The 16,036-nt window shown below is 64.4% G+C and carries 15 protein-coding genes; 9 read left to right on the top strand and 6 right to left on the bottom strand.

The window, feature by feature from the left end; translation table 11 throughout:
- Positions 1 to 6: 6 nt before the first annotated feature.
- From ACT9T4_RS17695 to argR, 3 genes are read left to right on the top strand one after another with little or no spacing between them, the layout of a single operon-like run.
- Positions 7 to 705, top strand: coding sequence for an ABC transporter permease (locus ACT9T4_RS17695; protein ID WP_042553201.1), 699 nt, complete (start codon positions 7 to 9; stop codon positions 703 to 705).
- 54 nt (positions 706 to 759) lie between these two features.
- Positions 760 to 1,524, top strand: a complete 765-nt coding sequence (locus ACT9T4_RS17690) for an ABC transporter ATP-binding protein (RefSeq protein WP_042553202.1) — start codon at positions 760 to 762, stop codon at positions 1,522 to 1,524.
- A 59-nt stretch (positions 1,525 to 1,583) separates the two neighbouring features.
- Entirely contained in the window at positions 1,584 to 2,564 is a 981-nt protein-coding gene (gene argR, locus ACT9T4_RS17685; RefSeq protein ID WP_042553203.1) for a transcriptional regulator ArgR, read from the top strand.
- Between the two features lie 153 nt (positions 2,565 to 2,717).
- Here argR and ACT9T4_RS17680 read toward each other — a convergent pair whose 3' ends face one another.
- The 3 genes from ACT9T4_RS17680 to coxB are packed head-to-tail and all read right to left on the bottom strand — an operon-like array spanning position 2,718 to position 6,486.
- Positions 2,718 to 3,071 carry a hypothetical protein gene (locus tag ACT9T4_RS17680; protein ID WP_499118194.1) on the bottom strand — a complete coding sequence of 118 codons (354 nt, stop codon included), beginning with the start codon at positions 3,069 to 3,071 and terminating at the stop codon, positions 2,718 to 2,720.
- Positions 3,071 to 5,599 (bottom strand): cytochrome c oxidase subunit I, encoded by a 2,529-nt coding sequence (gene ctaD / locus ACT9T4_RS17675; protein WP_499118192.1) that lies wholly within the window; start codon positions 5,597 to 5,599, stop codon positions 3,071 to 3,073. The genes ACT9T4_RS17680 and ctaD overlap by 1 nt, the downstream gene beginning before the upstream one ends.
- Entirely contained in the window at positions 5,596 to 6,486 is an 891-nt protein-coding gene (gene coxB, locus ACT9T4_RS17670; RefSeq protein WP_499118190.1) for a cytochrome c oxidase subunit II, read from the bottom strand. Before coxB ends, ctaD begins: the two co-directional genes overlap by 4 nt.
- Positions 6,487 to 6,618: 132 nt before the next feature.
- On the opposite strand from coxB, the gene ACT9T4_RS17665 reads away from it, so the two are divergent.
- Entirely contained in the window at positions 6,619 to 7,077 is a 459-nt protein-coding gene (locus ACT9T4_RS17665; protein WP_499118188.1) for a DUF2231 domain-containing protein, read from the top strand.
- Positions 7,078 to 7,122: 45 nt separating this feature from the next.
- On the opposite strand, the gene ACT9T4_RS17660 is transcribed toward ACT9T4_RS17665, so the two are convergent.
- Complete coding sequence (locus tag ACT9T4_RS17660) at positions 7,123 to 7,536, bottom strand: CopD family protein (RefSeq protein WP_499118186.1); 414 nt, start codon at positions 7,534 to 7,536, stop codon at positions 7,123 to 7,125.
- Between the two features lie 373 nt (positions 7,537 to 7,909).
- Here ACT9T4_RS17660 and moaA point away from each other — a divergent pair, with 373 nt between their 5' ends.
- The 5 genes from moaA (at position 7,910) to ACT9T4_RS17635 (ending at position 12,837) form a co-directional block, all read left to right on the top strand.
- Entirely contained in the window at positions 7,910 to 8,905 is a 996-nt protein-coding gene (gene moaA / locus ACT9T4_RS17655; RefSeq protein WP_499118243.1) for a GTP 3',8-cyclase MoaA, read from the top strand.
- Between the two features lie 278 nt (positions 8,906 to 9,183).
- On the top strand, positions 9,184 to 9,633 hold the full coding sequence (locus ACT9T4_RS17650) for a PA2169 family four-helix-bundle protein (RefSeq protein ID WP_042553209.1): 450 nt from the start codon (positions 9,184 to 9,186) through the stop codon (positions 9,631 to 9,633).
- A 204-nt stretch (positions 9,634 to 9,837) separates the two neighbouring features.
- Positions 9,838 to 10,983 (top strand): ABC transporter substrate-binding protein, encoded by a 1,146-nt coding sequence (locus ACT9T4_RS17645; RefSeq protein WP_499118183.1) that lies wholly within the window; start codon positions 9,838 to 9,840, stop codon positions 10,981 to 10,983.
- Positions 10,976 to 12,058: a FecCD family ABC transporter permease gene (locus ACT9T4_RS17640; protein WP_218878452.1), complete on the top strand. Its 1,083-nt coding sequence runs from the start codon at positions 10,976 to 10,978 to the stop codon at positions 12,056 to 12,058. Before ACT9T4_RS17645 ends, ACT9T4_RS17640 begins: the two co-directional genes overlap by 8 nt.
- On the top strand, positions 12,055 to 12,837 hold the full coding sequence (locus ACT9T4_RS17635) for an ABC transporter ATP-binding protein (RefSeq protein ID WP_499118181.1): 783 nt from the start codon (positions 12,055 to 12,057) through the stop codon (positions 12,835 to 12,837). Before ACT9T4_RS17640 ends, ACT9T4_RS17635 begins: the two co-directional genes overlap by 4 nt.
- Before the next feature lie 282 nt (positions 12,838 to 13,119).
- On the opposite strand, the gene guaD is transcribed toward ACT9T4_RS17635, so the two are convergent.
- Positions 13,120 to 14,427 carry a guanine deaminase gene (gene guaD, locus ACT9T4_RS17630; RefSeq protein WP_499118179.1) on the bottom strand — a complete coding sequence of 436 codons (1,308 nt, stop codon included), beginning with the start codon at positions 14,425 to 14,427 and terminating at the stop codon, positions 13,120 to 13,122.
- 159 nt (positions 14,428 to 14,586) lie between these two features.
- On the bottom strand, positions 14,587 to 15,816 hold the full coding sequence (locus tag ACT9T4_RS17625; protein ID WP_042553213.1) for an MFS transporter: 1,230 nt from the start codon (positions 15,814 to 15,816) through the stop codon (positions 14,587 to 14,589).
- Positions 15,817 to 16,036: the final 220 nt, after the last annotated feature.

The following is a 16,036-nucleotide window of genomic DNA, read 5'->3' as shown; positions in this document are numbered from 1 at the left end:
CGAACGATGATCTTCGATTACACCGTCATCTGGGACAGCCTGCCGCTGTATTTCGGCGGCGTACTGGTCACCCTCAAGCTGCTGGCCATCGCGCTGTTCTTCGGCCTGCTGCTCGCCGTGCCTCTGGCGCTGATGCGCACCTCGCGCTCGCCGTGGGTCAACGGCCCGGCCTGGCTGTACACCTACGTGATTCGCGGCACGCCGATGCTGGTGCAACTGTTCCTGATCTACTACGGCCTGGCCCAGTTCGAGGCGGTGCGTGAGAGCGTGCTGTGGCCGTACCTGTCCAATGCCACCTTCTGCGCCTGCCTGGCGTTCGCCATCAATACCAGCGCCTACAGCGCCGAAATCCTCGCCGGCAGCCTCAAGGCCACGCCCCATGGCGAGATCGAGGCGGCCAAGGCGATGGGCATGTCGCGGGCCAAGCTGTACCGTCGCATTCTGCTGCCTTCGGCGCTGCGCCGCGCGCTGCCGCAGTACAGCAACGAAGTGATCATGATGCTGCACACCACCAGCCTGGCGTCCATCGTCACGCTGATCGACATCACCGGTGCAGCGCGTACGGTCAGTTCCCAGTATTACCTGCCGTTCGAGGCGTTCATCACCGCCGGCCTGTTCTACCTGTGCCTGACCTTCATTCTGGTGCGCCTGTTCAAACTGGCCGAGCGTCGCTGGCTGGCCTACCTGGCGCCGCGGCGCAGCTGACCGGCCATTATTACGAAGTAGCGGCATGACATCGGATTCAAGAGAGTGGAAAGCATGTACAAGCTCGAAGTGAAGGATCTGCACAAGCGCTACGGCAGCCACGAGGTGCTCAAGGGCGTATCGCTGGCTGCCAAGGCCGGCGACGTGATCAGCATCATCGGCTCCAGCGGTTCCGGCAAGAGCACCTTCCTGCGTTGCATCAACCTGCTCGAACAGCCCCACGCCGGGCAGATTCTGCTCAACGGCGAGGCGCTCAAGCTGGTGCCCGGCAAGGATGGCGCCCTGCGCGCTGCCGATGACAAGCAACTGCAGCGCCTGCGTTCGCGCCTGGCCATGGTGTTCCAGCACTTCAACCTGTGGTCGCACATGAACGTGCTGGAAAACGTCATGGAAGCGCCAGTGCACGTGCTGGGCATGAGCAAGGCCGAGGCCCGCGAGAAGGCCGAACACTACCTGCAGAAGGTTGGCGTGGCGCACCGCAAGGAGGCCTATCCGGCGCACATGTCCGGGGGCGAGCAGCAGCGCGTGGCGATTGCCCGGGCGCTGGCGATGGAGCCGGAAGTCATGCTGTTCGACGAGCCAACCTCGGCGCTTGATCCGGAACTGGTCGGCGATGTGTTGAAGGTGATGCGCGATCTGGCTGGCGAGGGGCGTACCATGGTGGTAGTGACCCACGAAATGGGCTTTGCCCGCGAAGTCTCCAACCAGTTGCTGTTCCTGCATCAGGGCCTGGTGGAGGAGCAGGGCGACCCACGCGAGGTGTTGGCCAACCCGCAATCTCAACGTCTGCAACAGTTCCTCAGCGGTAGTCTCAAGTAGTTGGCGTTATCATCCCTGCACGCTCCTTTCCACTGCCCTCAGAGCCCGACCTGCCCATCATGACTGCTCACCGAATCGGCTTCCTGCTTTGGCCTTCCACCAAGCCCCTGACACTGGCGCTGGCGGAAGAGGCCCTGAGCGTCGCTCAGCGCGTTCATCCGGAAGTGGTTTACGAGGTGTCGTTCCTGCAGGCCGAAGAGCCTGTCGAGGGGGCCTGGCGCCTGCCGGGCAGCCCTTGGGCCGGTGGGCTGGAGGGCTACCGCAAGCTGTTCCTGCTCGCCGATGAGCCACCAGCCACCGTAGCCCCGGCATTGGCCGCGGCGCTCAAGCAGGTGGCGCGCAGCGGCTGCTGCGTGGGAGCGGTCGCCGCTGGCGTCTATCCCCTGGCCCAGCTCGGCCTGCTCGATGGCTATCGGGCGGCCGTGCACTGGCGCTGGCAGGATGATTTCGCCGAGCGCTTCCCCAAGGTGATCGCCACCAGCCACCTGTTCGACTGGGATCGCGATCGCCTCACGGCCTGCGGCGGCATGGCGGTAATGGACATGCTGCTGGCCCTGCTGGCCCGTGATCATGGGGCCGAACTGGCCGGCGCGGTATCCGAGGAGCTGGTGGTCGAGCGCATTCGCGAAGGTGGCGAGCGTCAGCGCATTCCGTTGCAGAATCGCCTCGGCTCCAGCCATCCCAAGCTCACCCAGGCGGTGCTGCTGATGGAGGCCAACATCGAGGAGCCGCTGACCACCGACGAGATCGCCCAGCATGTCTGCGTGTCGCGTCGGCAACTGGAACGCATCTTCAAGCAGTACCTCAATCGCGTGCCCAGCCAGTACTACCTGGAACTGCGCCTGAACAAGGCCAGGCAACTGCTGATGCAGACCAGCAAGTCGATCATCCAGATCGGCCTGTCCTGCGGCTTCTCCTCGGGCCCGCATTTCTCCAGCGCCTACCGCAACTTCTTCGGCGCCACGCCGCGGGAAGACCGCAACCAGCGGCGCAGCAACAACCCCTTCGAACTGACCTCGGCGCCCGTCGAGCGCGGCTGATGATTGCCGTTGGGCGAGGTGCTCTTCGTCCACCGGCATCGGTCAGCCTGCAGTGGTGTACGGCGCTTTTCCCGCCCACCACTGCAGGCTGACGACCAACCGGTGTGCGTGAAAGTCAGGCGCCGCTGTTTCAGCAGGTTTCTCCGGGCGTTTTCAGGCGCAGGGCGGCAGCGCCATGATCGGCAGGGCGATGAACACCACGGCGATGGCGGCGATCAGATTGCCACCGGCCGACACATTCGCCACGAACCGCTCGCGGTCGCTGCGGTCGGGCTGCCGTGCCGCGTTGTGGAACAGACGCGCCAGGGCCAACAGCATGAGCGTGGTGAACAGCGACAGAGCCGCCAGGGCCAGGTTCAGCCAGGTCCAGGGCCCGTCCTCCAGCGGCGGTGGTGAGACCGAGCAGCCAACGCCCTGGCCGCCGTACAGCGCGACGAACCAGAGGCTCCAGATACTCAGGCCGGTGACCATGTGGATCGGGTTGTAGGCCGAGCGCAGGCTTTGCATCACGCGCCTCCGAATGCGGGGGGGAAAAGAGCGATGGCGAAGTAGCTCGTCCACAGCACACCGAGGCTGTAGTTCCAGAACTGCGCCACCACCAGCGGTTCGTAGGGCGACTCGGCGCTGACGTAGCCGATGCGCACGCGCAGTGCCTGCAAGGCGCTGAGCGTGCCAGCGAGCAGGGCGTGGCCAAAGCTGTAGGCGAGCATCACGAAGATCACCGCATCATGGGCACGAACGGTGGGCTGCAGTGCCTCGCTGAGCAGCGCCCAGAGCAGCAGCGCGGCCTGTATCAGGCCTATCGCGGCAAGGCCCATCTGGCAGGTCAGCAGGCCTCGGTCGTCTCTCTGGCGCAGGCGGGCGAGCACCCGCCGGTGCCAGGGCGTGGCCAGGGTCAGCAGCAGGGCGCTGGCGAACAGCAGCCAATGGTTGAATACCGGCGCATCCGGCACCTGCCAGTTCGGCGCCACCGTCCACAGGTAGAACCAGCCGAACAGCAACGCCAGGTACAGTGCGCCATTGGACAGCAGGGTCACGCCCATGCCCCACAGCCCCGGGCCGTCGCAGGTTCGCGAATGCAGCGGCGGTTCGCCGGGCTGGGTCTTGGCATCCGGCGCCGCCTTGGGGTGGGCACCGTTCTCCCAACTCCAGCGCAGCAGCACCACGATCGAGGCGAAACAGGCCACCAGCGCCAGGGTGTAGGTCTTGGTCAGCAGGCTCAGGCACACCACGGCGATGCAGCAGGCGGCAATGAACGGCAGCCAGCTGTTGCCGGGCAGGTGGATAATTTCCCTGACTTCGCCGGTCAGCGGGTCGACGCCCCAGGTTTCCCGGCGGCCGTGGTCGATCACCGTCAGGGCATGCTCACCGCGAGCCATGCTGTCACCCAGATCCGGGTCACGCCACAGCGGATGGCGGTCGGTGACCTTGGCCAGGCTGACGAAGTTGTACGGGTTGGGCGGCAGGCTGGTGGCCCACTCCATGGTATCGGCCTGCCAGGGATTCTTGCCGGCGGGTTTGCCGTAGCGGTAGTGCAGGATCAGATCCAGCAGCAGGGTGGCGATACCGATCACCATGATGAAGCTGCCGATCGACGAGATCAGGTTGGGCATGTCCCAGCCCAGGCCCGTGTCGTAGGTGTAGATGCGTCTCGGCATGCCCAGCAGGCCGGTCCAGTGCATGATCAGGAAGGTCATGTTGAAACCGATGAACACCAGCCAGAACCCCCACTTGCCCAGGCGTTCGGAAGCCATGCGCCCGGAGAAGTGCGGCAACCAGTAATACAGCCCGGCGATCAACGGAAAGAGCATGCCGCCGATCAGCACGTAGTGGAAATGCGCGACCACGAAGTGGGTGTCGTGCACCTGCCAGTCGAAGGGCACCAGAGCCAGCATCACCCCGGTCAGCCCGCCGCACACGAAGGTGATCAGAAAACCCACGAGCCAGAGCATCGGGACGTTGTAGCGCGGTTTGCCGAGCCACAGCGTGGCGATCCAGGCGAATACCTGAATCGCCGTGGGTATCGCCACCAGCATGCTCGCCGCGGAGAAAAACGCCTGGGCCAGCTGCGGGATGCCCACCGTGAACATGTGGTGCACCCACAGGCCGAAGCTGATGAAGCCGGTGGTCAGCACACCCAGCACTACGGCGCGATAGCCCACCAGCGGGCGGCCGCAGAACACCGGCAGCAGGGTGGAGACGATGCCGGCGGCCGGCAGGAAAATGATGTACACCTCAGGATGCCCGAACAGCCAGAACAGGTGCTGCCAGAGCAGCGGATCCCCGCCGCGCGCCACTTCGAAGAAGGGCAGGCCGGCGGCCCGTTCAAGCTCCAGCAGGATGCTGCCGAGAATCAGCGGCGGAAAGCCGATGACGATCATCATGGCCATGGTCAGGATGTACCAGGCGTAGATCGGCATTCTGTTCAACGCCATGCCTTCGGCACGGGTGCGCAGGATCGACACCACCAGTTCGACACCGGCCGACACCGCGGAGATCTCCACGAAGGTGATGCCCAGCAGCCAGAAGTCGGCATTGATCCCCGGTGAATGCGCGGCGCTGGACAGCGGCGTGTACATGAACCAGCCAGCGTTGGGTGCCACGCCCAGGAGCAGGCTGGAACAGATGATCAGACCGCCGAACAGGTAGCACCAGTAGCCCAGTGCCGAGAGCCGTGGAAAGACCAGGTCGCGGGCACCGAGCATCTTCGGAATCAGGTACACCGCCAGGCCTTCCATCATCGGTACGGCGAACAGGAACATCATCACCGTGCCGTGCATGGTGAACACCTGGTTGTACATTTCCGCGCCCATGAAGGCGTTGCCCGGCAGCGCCAGCTGGGTGCGGATCAGCATCGCCAGGAGGATGCCGAAAATGAAGAAGCCCAGGCCGGTGACCATGAAGCGCAGGCCCAGGGTGGTGTGGTTGACGATGGTCAGCGCACGCCAGCCCCTCGGGTTGCCCCACACCTCGTTGAACTGGTCGTGCAGGGCGTCTGTGTCTTCGCCGCGTTGTGTTTCGCGCGTTTCACTCATGGTTCGAGGCCCTCCAGCCAGGTGGCGATGGCCTGCAGGTGCTCGGCATCGAGGTTGTCGGTCAGCGGCATGCCGATGCCCGGCTTCAGGCGCCCGTGCTCCTGCAACCAGGTCAGGATGGCGCCGGGCTCGTTGGGCATCACGCCGCCGCCCAGATTGCGGCGGCTGGCCAGGTCGGTGAGATCCGGTGCGCGGTCGCCAGCGCTGATACCCGCCACGCTGTGGCACATGCCGCAGTGAGCGAGGAAGGTGTCCGCAGCCGGGCCTTGCAGCGCCTCGACCCTGGGCTCGCGACGAGCGTCGATCCAGGCCGCGAAGTCCTCTTCGCTGTGGGCCTGTACGTCGAGAATCATGTGGCTGTGCTGAGTGCCGCAGAACTCCGTGCACTGGCCACGAAAGGTGCCGGGTGCATCGGCCTGCAGGCGGATGCGGTTTTCGCGGCCGGGAATCATGTCGATCTTGCCACCGAGGCGCGGTACCCAGAAGGAATGGATCACGTCGGCGCTGCTCACGGTGATGTCCACCGGGCGGCCTGCGGGCAGATGCAGCTGGTTGGCGGTCACCACGCCGCTGTCCGGGTAGCGCACCTCCCACCACCATTGGTGGCCGATCACATGGATCTGCACCGGCTGCTCGCCGAGAATCGGCAGCTGCATCATGCGCTGCCCCACGGGAATGCCGAATGCCAGTAGCACGGTAACGGTGACCGTCGGCAGCACGATGCCGCCGCCGATCAGCCAGCGACGCTGGATACGCTTGGCATCCTCAGCCGAATACTCGCGCGGCTTGCGCCACATGGCGTAGACCCACAGCGCGCTGACTACCACCAGGACCAGGCCGAAGAAGCCGCACATGGCCCACCACAACAAGGCGATGTCGCGCGCCACCGGACCGGCTGGGGCCAGAATTGATTGGTCACCACTGCAGGCGGAGATAATCGGAACTGCTGAGGTCAGCGCGGTCAACTTGAGTAGAGCCGGGTAAATGCGGCCATCTTTCGAATCGACAGGGAGGCCGCCATGGCTGAGCAACAAGAGTCCATCATCAGTCGCGCGGCCATCGCCGGTCACCCTTTGCACCCGATGATGATCCACTTCCCGGTCGCCGCCTTGCTGGGTCTGGTGGCCACCGATTTCGCCTACTTCTGGACCACCGACCCGTTCTGGGCGCGGGCCAGCCTGTGGCTGGCGGGCGTCGGTGCCGCCGGTGGCTGGATAGCCAGCATCGCCGGAATGATCGACCTGCTCACCGTGAAACGTATTCGCCAGAAGATCAGCGCCTGGTGTCACGCGATCATCGCCGTGATGATGCTGTCCCTGGCCTCGCTGAACTGGATGCTGCGCTATCGTCATGGCGAAGAGGGCTTCGAAATGTGGGCGTTCTACCTGTCGCTGTTCACCGCAGGACTGATCGCGATCGCCGCTTACCTCGGCGGGCGACTGGTCTACGAGCAGGCCGTGGGTGTCGATGTCGATTGAATCCGGCTTTAGCCCGCCTGCATTCATGGGGGGATGACTCCTCATTCAGAAGGGTTTGGCCAATACCAGCCACAGGGTGGTGGCGATCATGCTCAGCGTGATGCCACCGATTGCCGCGCAGGCGACCGTCAGGCCCGGTCGCGGATGGCGCTCGCAGAGCAGGATGAGCATTCCGCACAGCGCGTGGCAGATGACCAGCACCGCCACGGCCGAGAGCTTGGCCACCAGCCAGATACCGAAGGTGCCGTCACGCAGGAACAGCGCCGTACCGCTGCCGATGGCGATGAGCGCTGCCGGGGTGGCGACCAGATTGAAGAGGCTGCGGTTGAGTTCGGGGTGGCCCGGGCGCTCGATCGTGTGTGCCGTGCGGCAGCTGGCCGCGATCAGCGCTGGCAGATAGAGCAGGGCGCCGCACCAGGCGATCAGCGCGGTGAAATGCAGCAGTTTCAGCAGTGGCATCGGTGCCCTCCATAGCCGGTCGTCCCAGGTCAGTCCGTGTGACTCCCCGTTGCGAAACCCGGTTCGACCTTTCCGCCGAGCGCCTCCGAGCAGGTTGGCTCTTCTTGTCTCGCGCTGTGAGCCCCGGCATGACTGGCCTGTAGCCCGGCGGCCGGGCTGGGGAACGCTCTCTGCAGAGATGTCGAGGGGCCTTGGTTGTGTCACTGAATGTGTGGTTATTGGCGGGCGGGGCCACACGATCTGACCCGCGGACCGGCGCGCCAGCAAGGTAGGCGTGGTAAACTGGCGACCTCTTCGTAGGCCATGACGGCTACGCACTGCCGCTCACGTGGCAGCCATGAATAGCTGGCCCCAGGGCCGGGAGTTGGGCTCCATGAACACGACGCAGTTGGTCGATCCCTTCGGCCGGCGCATTACCTACCTGCGACTCTCGGTGACCGATCGCTGCGATTTTCGCTGCACCTACTGCATGAGCGAAGACATGGTCTTCGCCCCGCGTGCGCAGATCCTCACGCTGGAGGAACTGTACACCGTGGCCGATGCGTTCATCGGGCTGGGTGTCAAGCGCATCCGCATCACCGGTGGCGAACCGCTGGTGCGCAAGAATCTGCTCAGCCTGCTGCGTCGTCTCGGCGAGCGTCCGGAGCTCGAGGACCTGTCGATCACCACCAATGGTTCGCAGCTCTCGCACATGGCGGGCGACCTGCGTGCAGCCGGCGTCACCCGCCTGAACGTCAGCCTCGACTCGTTGCAGCGCGAACGATTCGCTGGTTTCACTCGCCGCGACATGCTCGATCAGGTACTGGCTGGCATCGACGCCGCAGTGGCCGCAGGCTTCAAGCGCATCAAGCTGAACAGCGTGGTGCAGACCGGGCGCAACGATGACGAAGTGCTAGGCCTCGTCGAGTACGCCATGGCCCGCGGCCTGGATATCAGTTTCATTGAAGAGATGCCCCTGGGCAGTGTGGTCAGCCATCAGCGTGAGCAGACCTTCTGCTCCAGCGAGGTGGTGCGCGAGCGCATCGAAGAGCGTTACTCGCTGGTCCGCAGCAGCCATGTCACAGGCGGCCCGTCACGTTACTGGCAGGTCAGCGGTAGCGATACCCGGGTCGGTTTCATCTCGCCGCACAGCAACAATTTCTGCGGCGACTGCAACCGCGTACGGGTGACCGCCGAGGGCAAGCTGGTGCTTTGCCTGGGGCACGACAATGCCCTGGATTTGCGCACCCTGATGCGCGCTCACCCCGGCAACGGCGAGCGACTGCGCGACGCGCTGCTCGAGGCCCTGCAGCTCAAGCCCGAACGCCACCACTTCGAAACGGATGAACAGGTGCAGGTCATCCGTTTCATGAGCATGACCGGCGGCTGAGAACCTGGCCAACGCCTGCTGCGTTTGTCTGCCATCGCGACCAGCCCCGCCTGTTTTGCCAGCGGCGTGTTGCCCGCGATGCCTCGAGCGGCTTGCGAGACAAAAGCTCTCCAGACGAGCGGTTCGCGCCCAGGCCGCGCGCGGCTTTGCCTGCAGCCGCTTGATGCCGCTCTATGCACGGCGCTGGAAATTGCCCTGAACCTCCTCGACGAGCGCTCACTCCACTTAAGGGAGCGGCCCATACAGGGCTAATTTCTGAAGCTACGAGGAGATTCAAAGTGGATAACAAAGACGTTATTTCGGTACTGAACGACCTGATCGAAACCAGCAAAGATGGCGAGAAGGGCTTCAGCGAGTGTGCCGAGGACGTGAAAGAGCCGCGACTCAAGAGCTTCTTCACCCAGCGTTCGCAAGACTGCGCCAGTGCGGCTGCCGAACTGCAGCAACTGGTGCGTGGCCTTGGCGGTGATCCGGAAACCAGTTCGAGCGTGGCGGGTGCTCTGCACCGTGGCTGGGTCGACCTGAAGTCGCTGGTGACCGGCAAGAGCGAAGAGGCCATCCTCAACGAGTGCGAGCGTGGCGAAGACGTGGCGCTGAAAAACTACCGCGAAGCGCTGCAGAAAGACCTGCCAGCCAACGTGCGCAGCGTTCTGGAGAAGCAGCTGCAAGGTGTGCAGCGCAACCACGATCAGGTCAAGTCGCTGCGTGATACCGCACGCGCCAGCTGATCTGGATTCGTTGAAAAGGGGACGCCTCAGGGCGTCCTTTTTTGTGGCCGCGATTTCTTGCCAGCAGCGGCGAGGTCTGGGTTTTATTCATCGAGAATAGTTCTTAATGACGCTGGCGCGAGCCTTTGTTACGCTATATTTCCGTTTTTTCCGCTGCTGGCGTTCGCCGCCTGCTCCATCGCGCAGTAAAAGGTTTCTCCCTCCATGAATGTCTCCGCGCCTCTCGTCCGCCTCGCGGCCGCTCTCTGCCTGTTGCTCAGCGCTGCCGCGCATGCCACCGACTACCCACTCAGCGTGACCGACCTGGCCGGCCGCCAGGTGACCATCGAACACGAGCCCCAGCGCATCGTCCTGCAAGACGGCCGTGACCTGTTCAGCCTGGCGTTGCTCGACCGGGAAGACCCCTTCAAGCGCATCGCGGTGTGGAACAACATCATCAAGCGATCCGATCCAAACACCTGGCAGGTGTTCCAGAAACAGTGGCCGAAGAGTTCCGGGCAGGCCGTCGACATGCAGTTCGGCGACGACGGCGACATGAACCTGGAGGCCGTTGTCGCTGGCAAGCCCGACCTGCTGGTATTCCAGCTGCGCGCACGCAAATCCCTGGAGGGCGCGGGTGTCGAACGCAAGCTCGCGGCCCTGAAGATTCCGGTGATCTACATCGACAGCGACCTGGATCCCGTCACCAACAGCCAGAAGAGCGTGGCCCTGCTCGGCAAGGTGCTCGACCGCGAAGCCCGCGCCACCGAGTACCTGGATTTCTACACGGCGCGTCTGGCGCAGGTTGATCAGTTAATCACCGAGCAGGGCAAGCGCCCGCTGGTATTCGTCGAGGCCAAGGCCGGGCAGGGCGGCGCCACCAGTTGCTGCTTCACCCACGGCGATGTGTACTGGGGCAAGCTCGTGCAGGCCGCTGGTGGCGACAACCTGGGTAGCCAGTTGCTGCCGGGCGCCACCGGTGACGTGACCCTGGAAACGGTAATCAGCAAGAAGCCCGAGGTTTACGTGATGAGTGGTACTCAGTTCCCGGGCAACACCTCGATTTCGCCACCCTTCGGCTTCGGTCCGACGGTGTCGCAGGCAGCTATCGACAAATCCATGGCTCAGTTGCTCAAACGCCCTGGCATGGCGCAGCTGCAGGCCACCCAGCAAAACCGCGTGTATGGCGTTTACCACCAGTTCTACGCCAGCAGCTGGAATATCCTGGCGGTCGAGTACCTGGCCCAGGCCTTCTACCCGAAAGCTGCCGAACGTCTTGACCCGGCGGCGAGCACCCGCACCTTGCTGGGCATGACCGGCCTTGGTGAGGTACCGGCGATTCTCTTCGGTCAGGCGCCTGCCAGTGAGTGATTCTGCCTTGGGCGCGCTGCCCGCCGACGGTTACCAGCAGCGTTACGCCAGGGCGGTGTGGCAGCGCAGCCTGCTGCTAGTCGGCCTTTTGCTGGTGGCGCTGATCGCCTTCATCGCGGATCTGGTGGTGGGCTCGGGTACGCTGAGTTTCGCCGATGCGGTGCAAGGCCTGTTCACCCCGGATCGGGTGGACGCCTCCACGCGGGTTATCCTCTGGGAGCTGCGCATGCCGATGACGCTGATGGCGGTGCTGGCCGGTACCTGCCTGGCACTGGCCGGGCTGATCATGCAGACGGTGCTCGACAACCCGCTGGCCGAACCCTTCACCCTGGGCATTTCTTCTGCAGCCGGATTCGGTGCAGCGCTGGCGCTGACCTTCAACCTGTCCCTGGCGCAGTGGCTGCCGGGTTTTGGTGCCGAGATGGTGGTGACGGCCAACGCCTTTCTGTTCTCGCTGCTCACCGTTGGCGTGATCCTGCTGCTGACCCGTGGGCAGATCGGCCTGCAGGCCATCACCCTGCTGGGGATCGCGGTGCATTTCGTGTTCAGCTCGCTGCTCGGCCTGGTGCAGTACGTTTCCAGCGTCGATCAGTTGCAGAGCATCGTGTTCTGGCTGATGGGCTCCTTGCTGCACGTGACCTGGAGCAAGGTCGCGCTGTGTGCCGCCATCGCGCTGGTGGCCGTGCCGCTGGTGCTGATGCAAGCCTGGGCACTGACCGCCTTGCGCAGCTTCGGCGAGCAGGCGGTGGTGTTCGGGATTCGCGTCAAGCGCGTGCGCACCCTGATGCTGGTGCTGGCGGCACTGCTGGCCGGTGCGGTGACTTCGGTGGTCGGCATCATCGGTTTCGTCGGCCTGGTCGCGCCCCATGTAGCGCGCTTACTGGTCGGCGAGGATCAGCGCTTCACCATTGGCGTGACGCTTGCCTGCGGCATCATCTTCGTCACGCTGGCGTCCCTGGCGAGCAAGCTGATCGTGCCGGGTGCCGTGCTGCCCATCGGTATGGTCACCTCGCTGATCGGTCTGCCGTTTTTCATCATTTTGATCCTGCGTGACCGGAGGCTGACGTCCCGATGAGTTTTGTCTGTCAGGATTACCGTGTTTCCCTTGGCGGTCGGCCGATCATCCGCGACTTCGCGGTACGTGCCGAAGCGGGCCGTACCCTCGCGCTGCTCGGCGCCAACGGTGCAGGCAAGTCGACGTTCATGAAAGGCCTGTGCGGGCTACTGCGTGCCGAGGGCTCGGCGACCATCGACGGCACGCAACTGATCGGCCTGGAGCCGGCATTGCGGGCGCGGCTGATCGGTTACGTGGCTCAGGACCTGACCCACCTCGATGTACGCCTGTCGACCTACGAGCTGCTGCTCCTGGCTCAACACGGCGGCGCGCGCGGCTGGGCCACCCAGCGGGACAGCCAGCGACGGGCCAGTGAAGTACTCGAACTGCTAGGCCTGCAGCGTTTCGCCGAACAGCAGCCGGGGCAGTTGTCCGGTGGCGAGCGGCAGATGATCTCGTTGGCCCTGGCACTGGTGCGTAGCCCGCGCCTGCTGCTGCTCGACGAACCCACCTCGGCGCTGGATCTGGCCAACCAGTTGCACATGCTCGAGGCGGTGAGCGCCTACACCCGCCGTGAAGGCATCGTCACCCTGGCGATTTTCCACGACATGAACCTGGCCAGCCGCTACGCCGACGACGCGCTGATGATCCGCGACGGCCAGGTGCACGGCTGCGGCACCACCGAAGCGATGCTCACACCGGCGCATCTGGCGGCCGTGTATGGCGTCGATTGCCGAACCCTGAGCGTGGACGGCGGCGCTTACACCGCTATCTATCCAGTGTCGGTGATCGGCGCGTAGCTCCCCCAAGACCCACTGCCCGTAGGAGCCGGCTTGCCGGCGATTGGTGGCCCATGCTGCTGGGCTGGCGGAATACCTGCGGTCGCATCGCCCGCAAGCGGGCTCCTACGGGTATCCACAATCATGTAGGAGTCGGCTTGCCGGCGATTGGTAGCCATGCTGCCGAGCTGGCTGGATTCCTGCGCTCATATCGCCCGCAAGCGGGCTCCTACAGTCCATACGATCGCGTAGGAGCCGGCTTGCCGGCGATGCTTTTCGCCTGCAAACCGGGTTTCTCCAGTATCAGCTATCGCGGCGGTGCACGCTCTGTCCGGCGGCGAAGGTCTCCCTGATCACCCGGTCGTCACCCAGGGTGATCAGCGCGAACAATCGTTCGGCCAGGCTGGTGCTCTGCTGCAGGCGATAGTCGATCAGCGGCGTGGCCTGGTAATCGAGCACCACGAAATCTGCATCCTTGCCCGCGGCGAAGTTGCCGATGCGCTCGTCCAGATACAGCGCCCGGGCGCTGCCTAGAGTGGCCAAGTACAGCGACTTGAACGGGTCCAGCTTCTGCCCCTGCAACTGCATGATCTTGTAGGCCTCGCTCAACGAGCGCAGCTGCGAGAAGCTGGTGCCCGCGCCGATATCTGTACCCAGGCCGACGCGTACCTTGTGCCGTTCCATGCGTCGCAGGTCGAACAGGCCGCTGCCGAGAAACAGGTTGGAGGTGGGGCAGAAGGCGACTGCCGAGCCGGTCTCTGCCAGGCGCTGGCATTCCGCATCGCACAGATGCACCGAGTGGGCGAATACCGAGCGCGGGCCGGTCAACTGGTGCTTGTCGTAAACGTCCAGGTAACCGCTGTTTTCCGGGAACAGCGCCTTGACCCACTCGATCTCCTGGCGATTCTCCGAGAGGTGGGTATGCAGGTACAGATCCGGATACTCCTGCAGCAGGCGCCCGGCCATGGCCAGCTGCTCCGGCGTGCTGGTCGGCGCGAAGCGCGGGGTCACCGCGTAGTGCAGGCGACCCTTGCCGTGCCAGCGTTCGATCAGCTCACGGCTGTCGGCATAGCCGGATTCGACGGTGTCGGTCAGTGCTGCGGGGGCATTGCGATCCATCAGCACCTTGCCGGCGATCATGCGCAGGTTCAGCGTTTCGGCCGCTTCGAACAGCGCATCTACCGACTGCTTGTGCACGCTGCCGAATACCAGCGCCGTGGTGGTGCCGTTGCGCAGCAGTTCCTTGAGGAAGACAGCTGCCACTTCGCTGGCGTGGGCCTTGTCGGCGAAGCGCATTTCGGTAGGAAAGGTGTAGGTGTTCAGCCAGTCGAGCAACTGCTCGCCGTAGGCACCGATCATGCCGGTCTGCGGGTAGTGGATATGGGTATCGATGAAACCGGGGGTGATCAGCGCGTTTTCGTAATGGGTCAGCGCGATGCCAGGCAGGCGCGGCAACAGATCGGCCGCATGGCCAACCTCGCGGACCTTGCCATCCTCCACGAGCAGAATGCCGTCCTCGAAATAGGCGTAGGACGCTTCGATACCGACTTCGGCCGGGTCGGCCAGGCTGTGCAGAATGGCGCCGCGGTAGGCGTGGGTGACGTTGGACATGGGGCCTCGATTGCAATTCGGTGGAGCGGGGCTTGGCTTCGCGCAGGGAGAAACCAGCAGGGGCGAGCGCGTCGAGCGCAGGCATTCGCCGGGATGGAGCGGGGATTTTGCTGGACAACGCCCCTGCCGACAAGAAAGTCGTCCCAGGGGCAGGTCGGATCAGGACGCCGTGCGCGCGGGCAGATCGATCGGTTGCGACACCGGCTTGGCGGTGCCCAGGGTTTCCGGCAGGAACATCAGCAGCAGAGCCGCGCAGCCGGCGACCGCCGAGAGCACCAGAAAGGCACTGTCGTAGCCGCCAGCTTCGGCCACGTAGCCAGCCAGGCCATTGCTAAGCGCCGCACCGATGCCGAACACCAGCGTCACTGCAGCCAAGCTGATGTTGAAGTGACCGCTGCCCTGGGTCAGATCGCGCACCATCAGTGGGATCAGGGCACCGAACAGCCCGGCACCAATGCCATCGAGCAGTTGCACCGAGACCAGCCAGACCGGGTCATCGCTGAGGGTGTACAGCACCCCGCGTATCGGCAGGATGAGAAAGCCGAACATCAGCAGCGGCTTGCGACCCCAGCTGTCGGCGCGGGCACCGACCAGCATCGCCGCGGGGATCATCACCAATTGGGCCGCGACGATACAGGCCGAGATCAGCGTGGTCGCCAGTTCGGGATTGGCCAGCGCCAGCTTCTGACCGACCAGTGGCAGCATGGCGGCGTTCGCCAGGTGAAACAGGGCGCAGCACAACGCCAGAAGAACCAGCGGTGGCTGGGTCAGCAGGTGGCGCAATGGGGTCAGCGCTCCACCGGTTTCCCGTCCCCGGGCCTGGTCGGCATCAATGGCCCGCGCGGGGATGCCAAGGGCCGAGATCATGCTCAGCAGCGCCATGCCGGTCATCAGATAGAACACCGCCACGGGGCCCCACAGGTAGGCGCAAGCGCCGGCCAACAGAGCCGCGCAGGCATTGCCCGCATGGTTGAAGGATTCGTTGCGGGCGATGCGCCGGGTGAAGGCCTTGGGCCCCACGATACCCAGGGTGATGCCTGCCAGCGCGGGCGCGAATACCGAGGACGCCATGCCCGCCGCTACCTGGCTGATGGTGACCCAGGCAAAGTCGGCACGCCACAGCATGGCCAGGCATGCCGCAGTGACCAGTACGGCTGCGACGACGATCAGCAGGCGTTTGTCGCCCACCCGGTCGACCAGCGCGCCAGCCGGTACCTGCGAGAGCAGGCCGGCGAGCCCGCCGAGCGCCATGACCAGACCGATATCGCCTGCCTGCCACTGATGCACCGACAGCAGGTAGATCGCCAGGTAAGGTCCCAGACCATCGCGGACATCGGCCAGGAAAAAATTCAGGCGATCCAGATGGGCTGCCCATGCGCGTGTCGGCATGTTGATGAACCTCGAACAATGTAGGGGGAGTGCTGATCCGCGAGCGGCAATGGCGAGGAGGATTCGCCGGCCTGGCGTTTTGATGCGGCCGATCGAACGGCGTTCCATCGATCTTCAGATCGGGGCACAGTCAAAACACGCTGCTGTGCTAAACTCCCCGGCCTTTCTGGTGATCGGCCAGGTCCTGTCGCCTACAAAGCATTGCGCCTTCAAGGACATA

Source organism: Pseudomonas sp. SZ40, assembly GCF_052958135.1.
Note: the sequence above shows the minus strand (reverse complement) of the source record. Positions and strands in the feature narration are given on the sequence as shown.

What these genes read in the sequence shown, in the direction of transcription:
- ACT9T4_RS17695 (WP_042553201.1), top strand. Translation starts at nt 7, where the DNA reads ATGATCTTCGATTACACCGTCATCTGGGACAGCCTGCCGCTGTATTTC.
- ACT9T4_RS17690 (WP_042553202.1), top strand. Translation starts at nt 760, where the DNA reads ATGTACAAGCTCGAAGTGAAGGATCTGCACAAGCGCTACGGCAGCCAC.
- argR (WP_042553203.1), top strand. Translation starts at nt 1,584, where the DNA reads ATGACTGCTCACCGAATCGGCTTCCTGCTTTGGCCTTCCACCAAGCCC.
- ACT9T4_RS17680 (WP_499118194.1), bottom strand. Translation starts at nt 3,071, where the DNA reads ATGCAAAGCCTGCGCTCGGCCTACAACCCGATCCACATGGTCACCGGC.
- ctaD (WP_499118192.1), bottom strand. Translation starts at nt 5,599, where the DNA reads ATGAGTGAAACGCGCGAAACACAACGCGGCGAAGACACAGACGCCCTG.
- ACT9T4_RS17665 (WP_499118188.1), top strand. Translation starts at nt 6,619, where the DNA reads ATGGCTGAGCAACAAGAGTCCATCATCAGTCGCGCGGCCATCGCCGGT.
- ACT9T4_RS17660 (WP_499118186.1), bottom strand. Translation starts at nt 7,536, where the DNA reads ATGCCACTGCTGAAACTGCTGCATTTCACCGCGCTGATCGCCTGGTGC.
- moaA (WP_499118243.1), top strand. Translation starts at nt 7,910, where the DNA reads ATGAACACGACGCAGTTGGTCGATCCCTTCGGCCGGCGCATTACCTAC.
- ACT9T4_RS17645 (WP_499118183.1), top strand. Translation starts at nt 9,838, where the DNA reads ATGAATGTCTCCGCGCCTCTCGTCCGCCTCGCGGCCGCTCTCTGCCTG.
- ACT9T4_RS17635 (WP_499118181.1), top strand. Translation starts at nt 12,055, where the DNA reads ATGAGTTTTGTCTGTCAGGATTACCGTGTTTCCCTTGGCGGTCGGCCG.
- guaD (WP_499118179.1), bottom strand. Translation starts at nt 14,427, where the DNA reads ATGTCCAACGTCACCCACGCCTACCGCGGCGCCATTCTGCACAGCCTG.
- ACT9T4_RS17625 (WP_042553213.1), bottom strand. Translation starts at nt 15,816, where the DNA reads ATGCCGACACGCGCATGGGCAGCCCATCTGGATCGCCTGAATTTTTTC.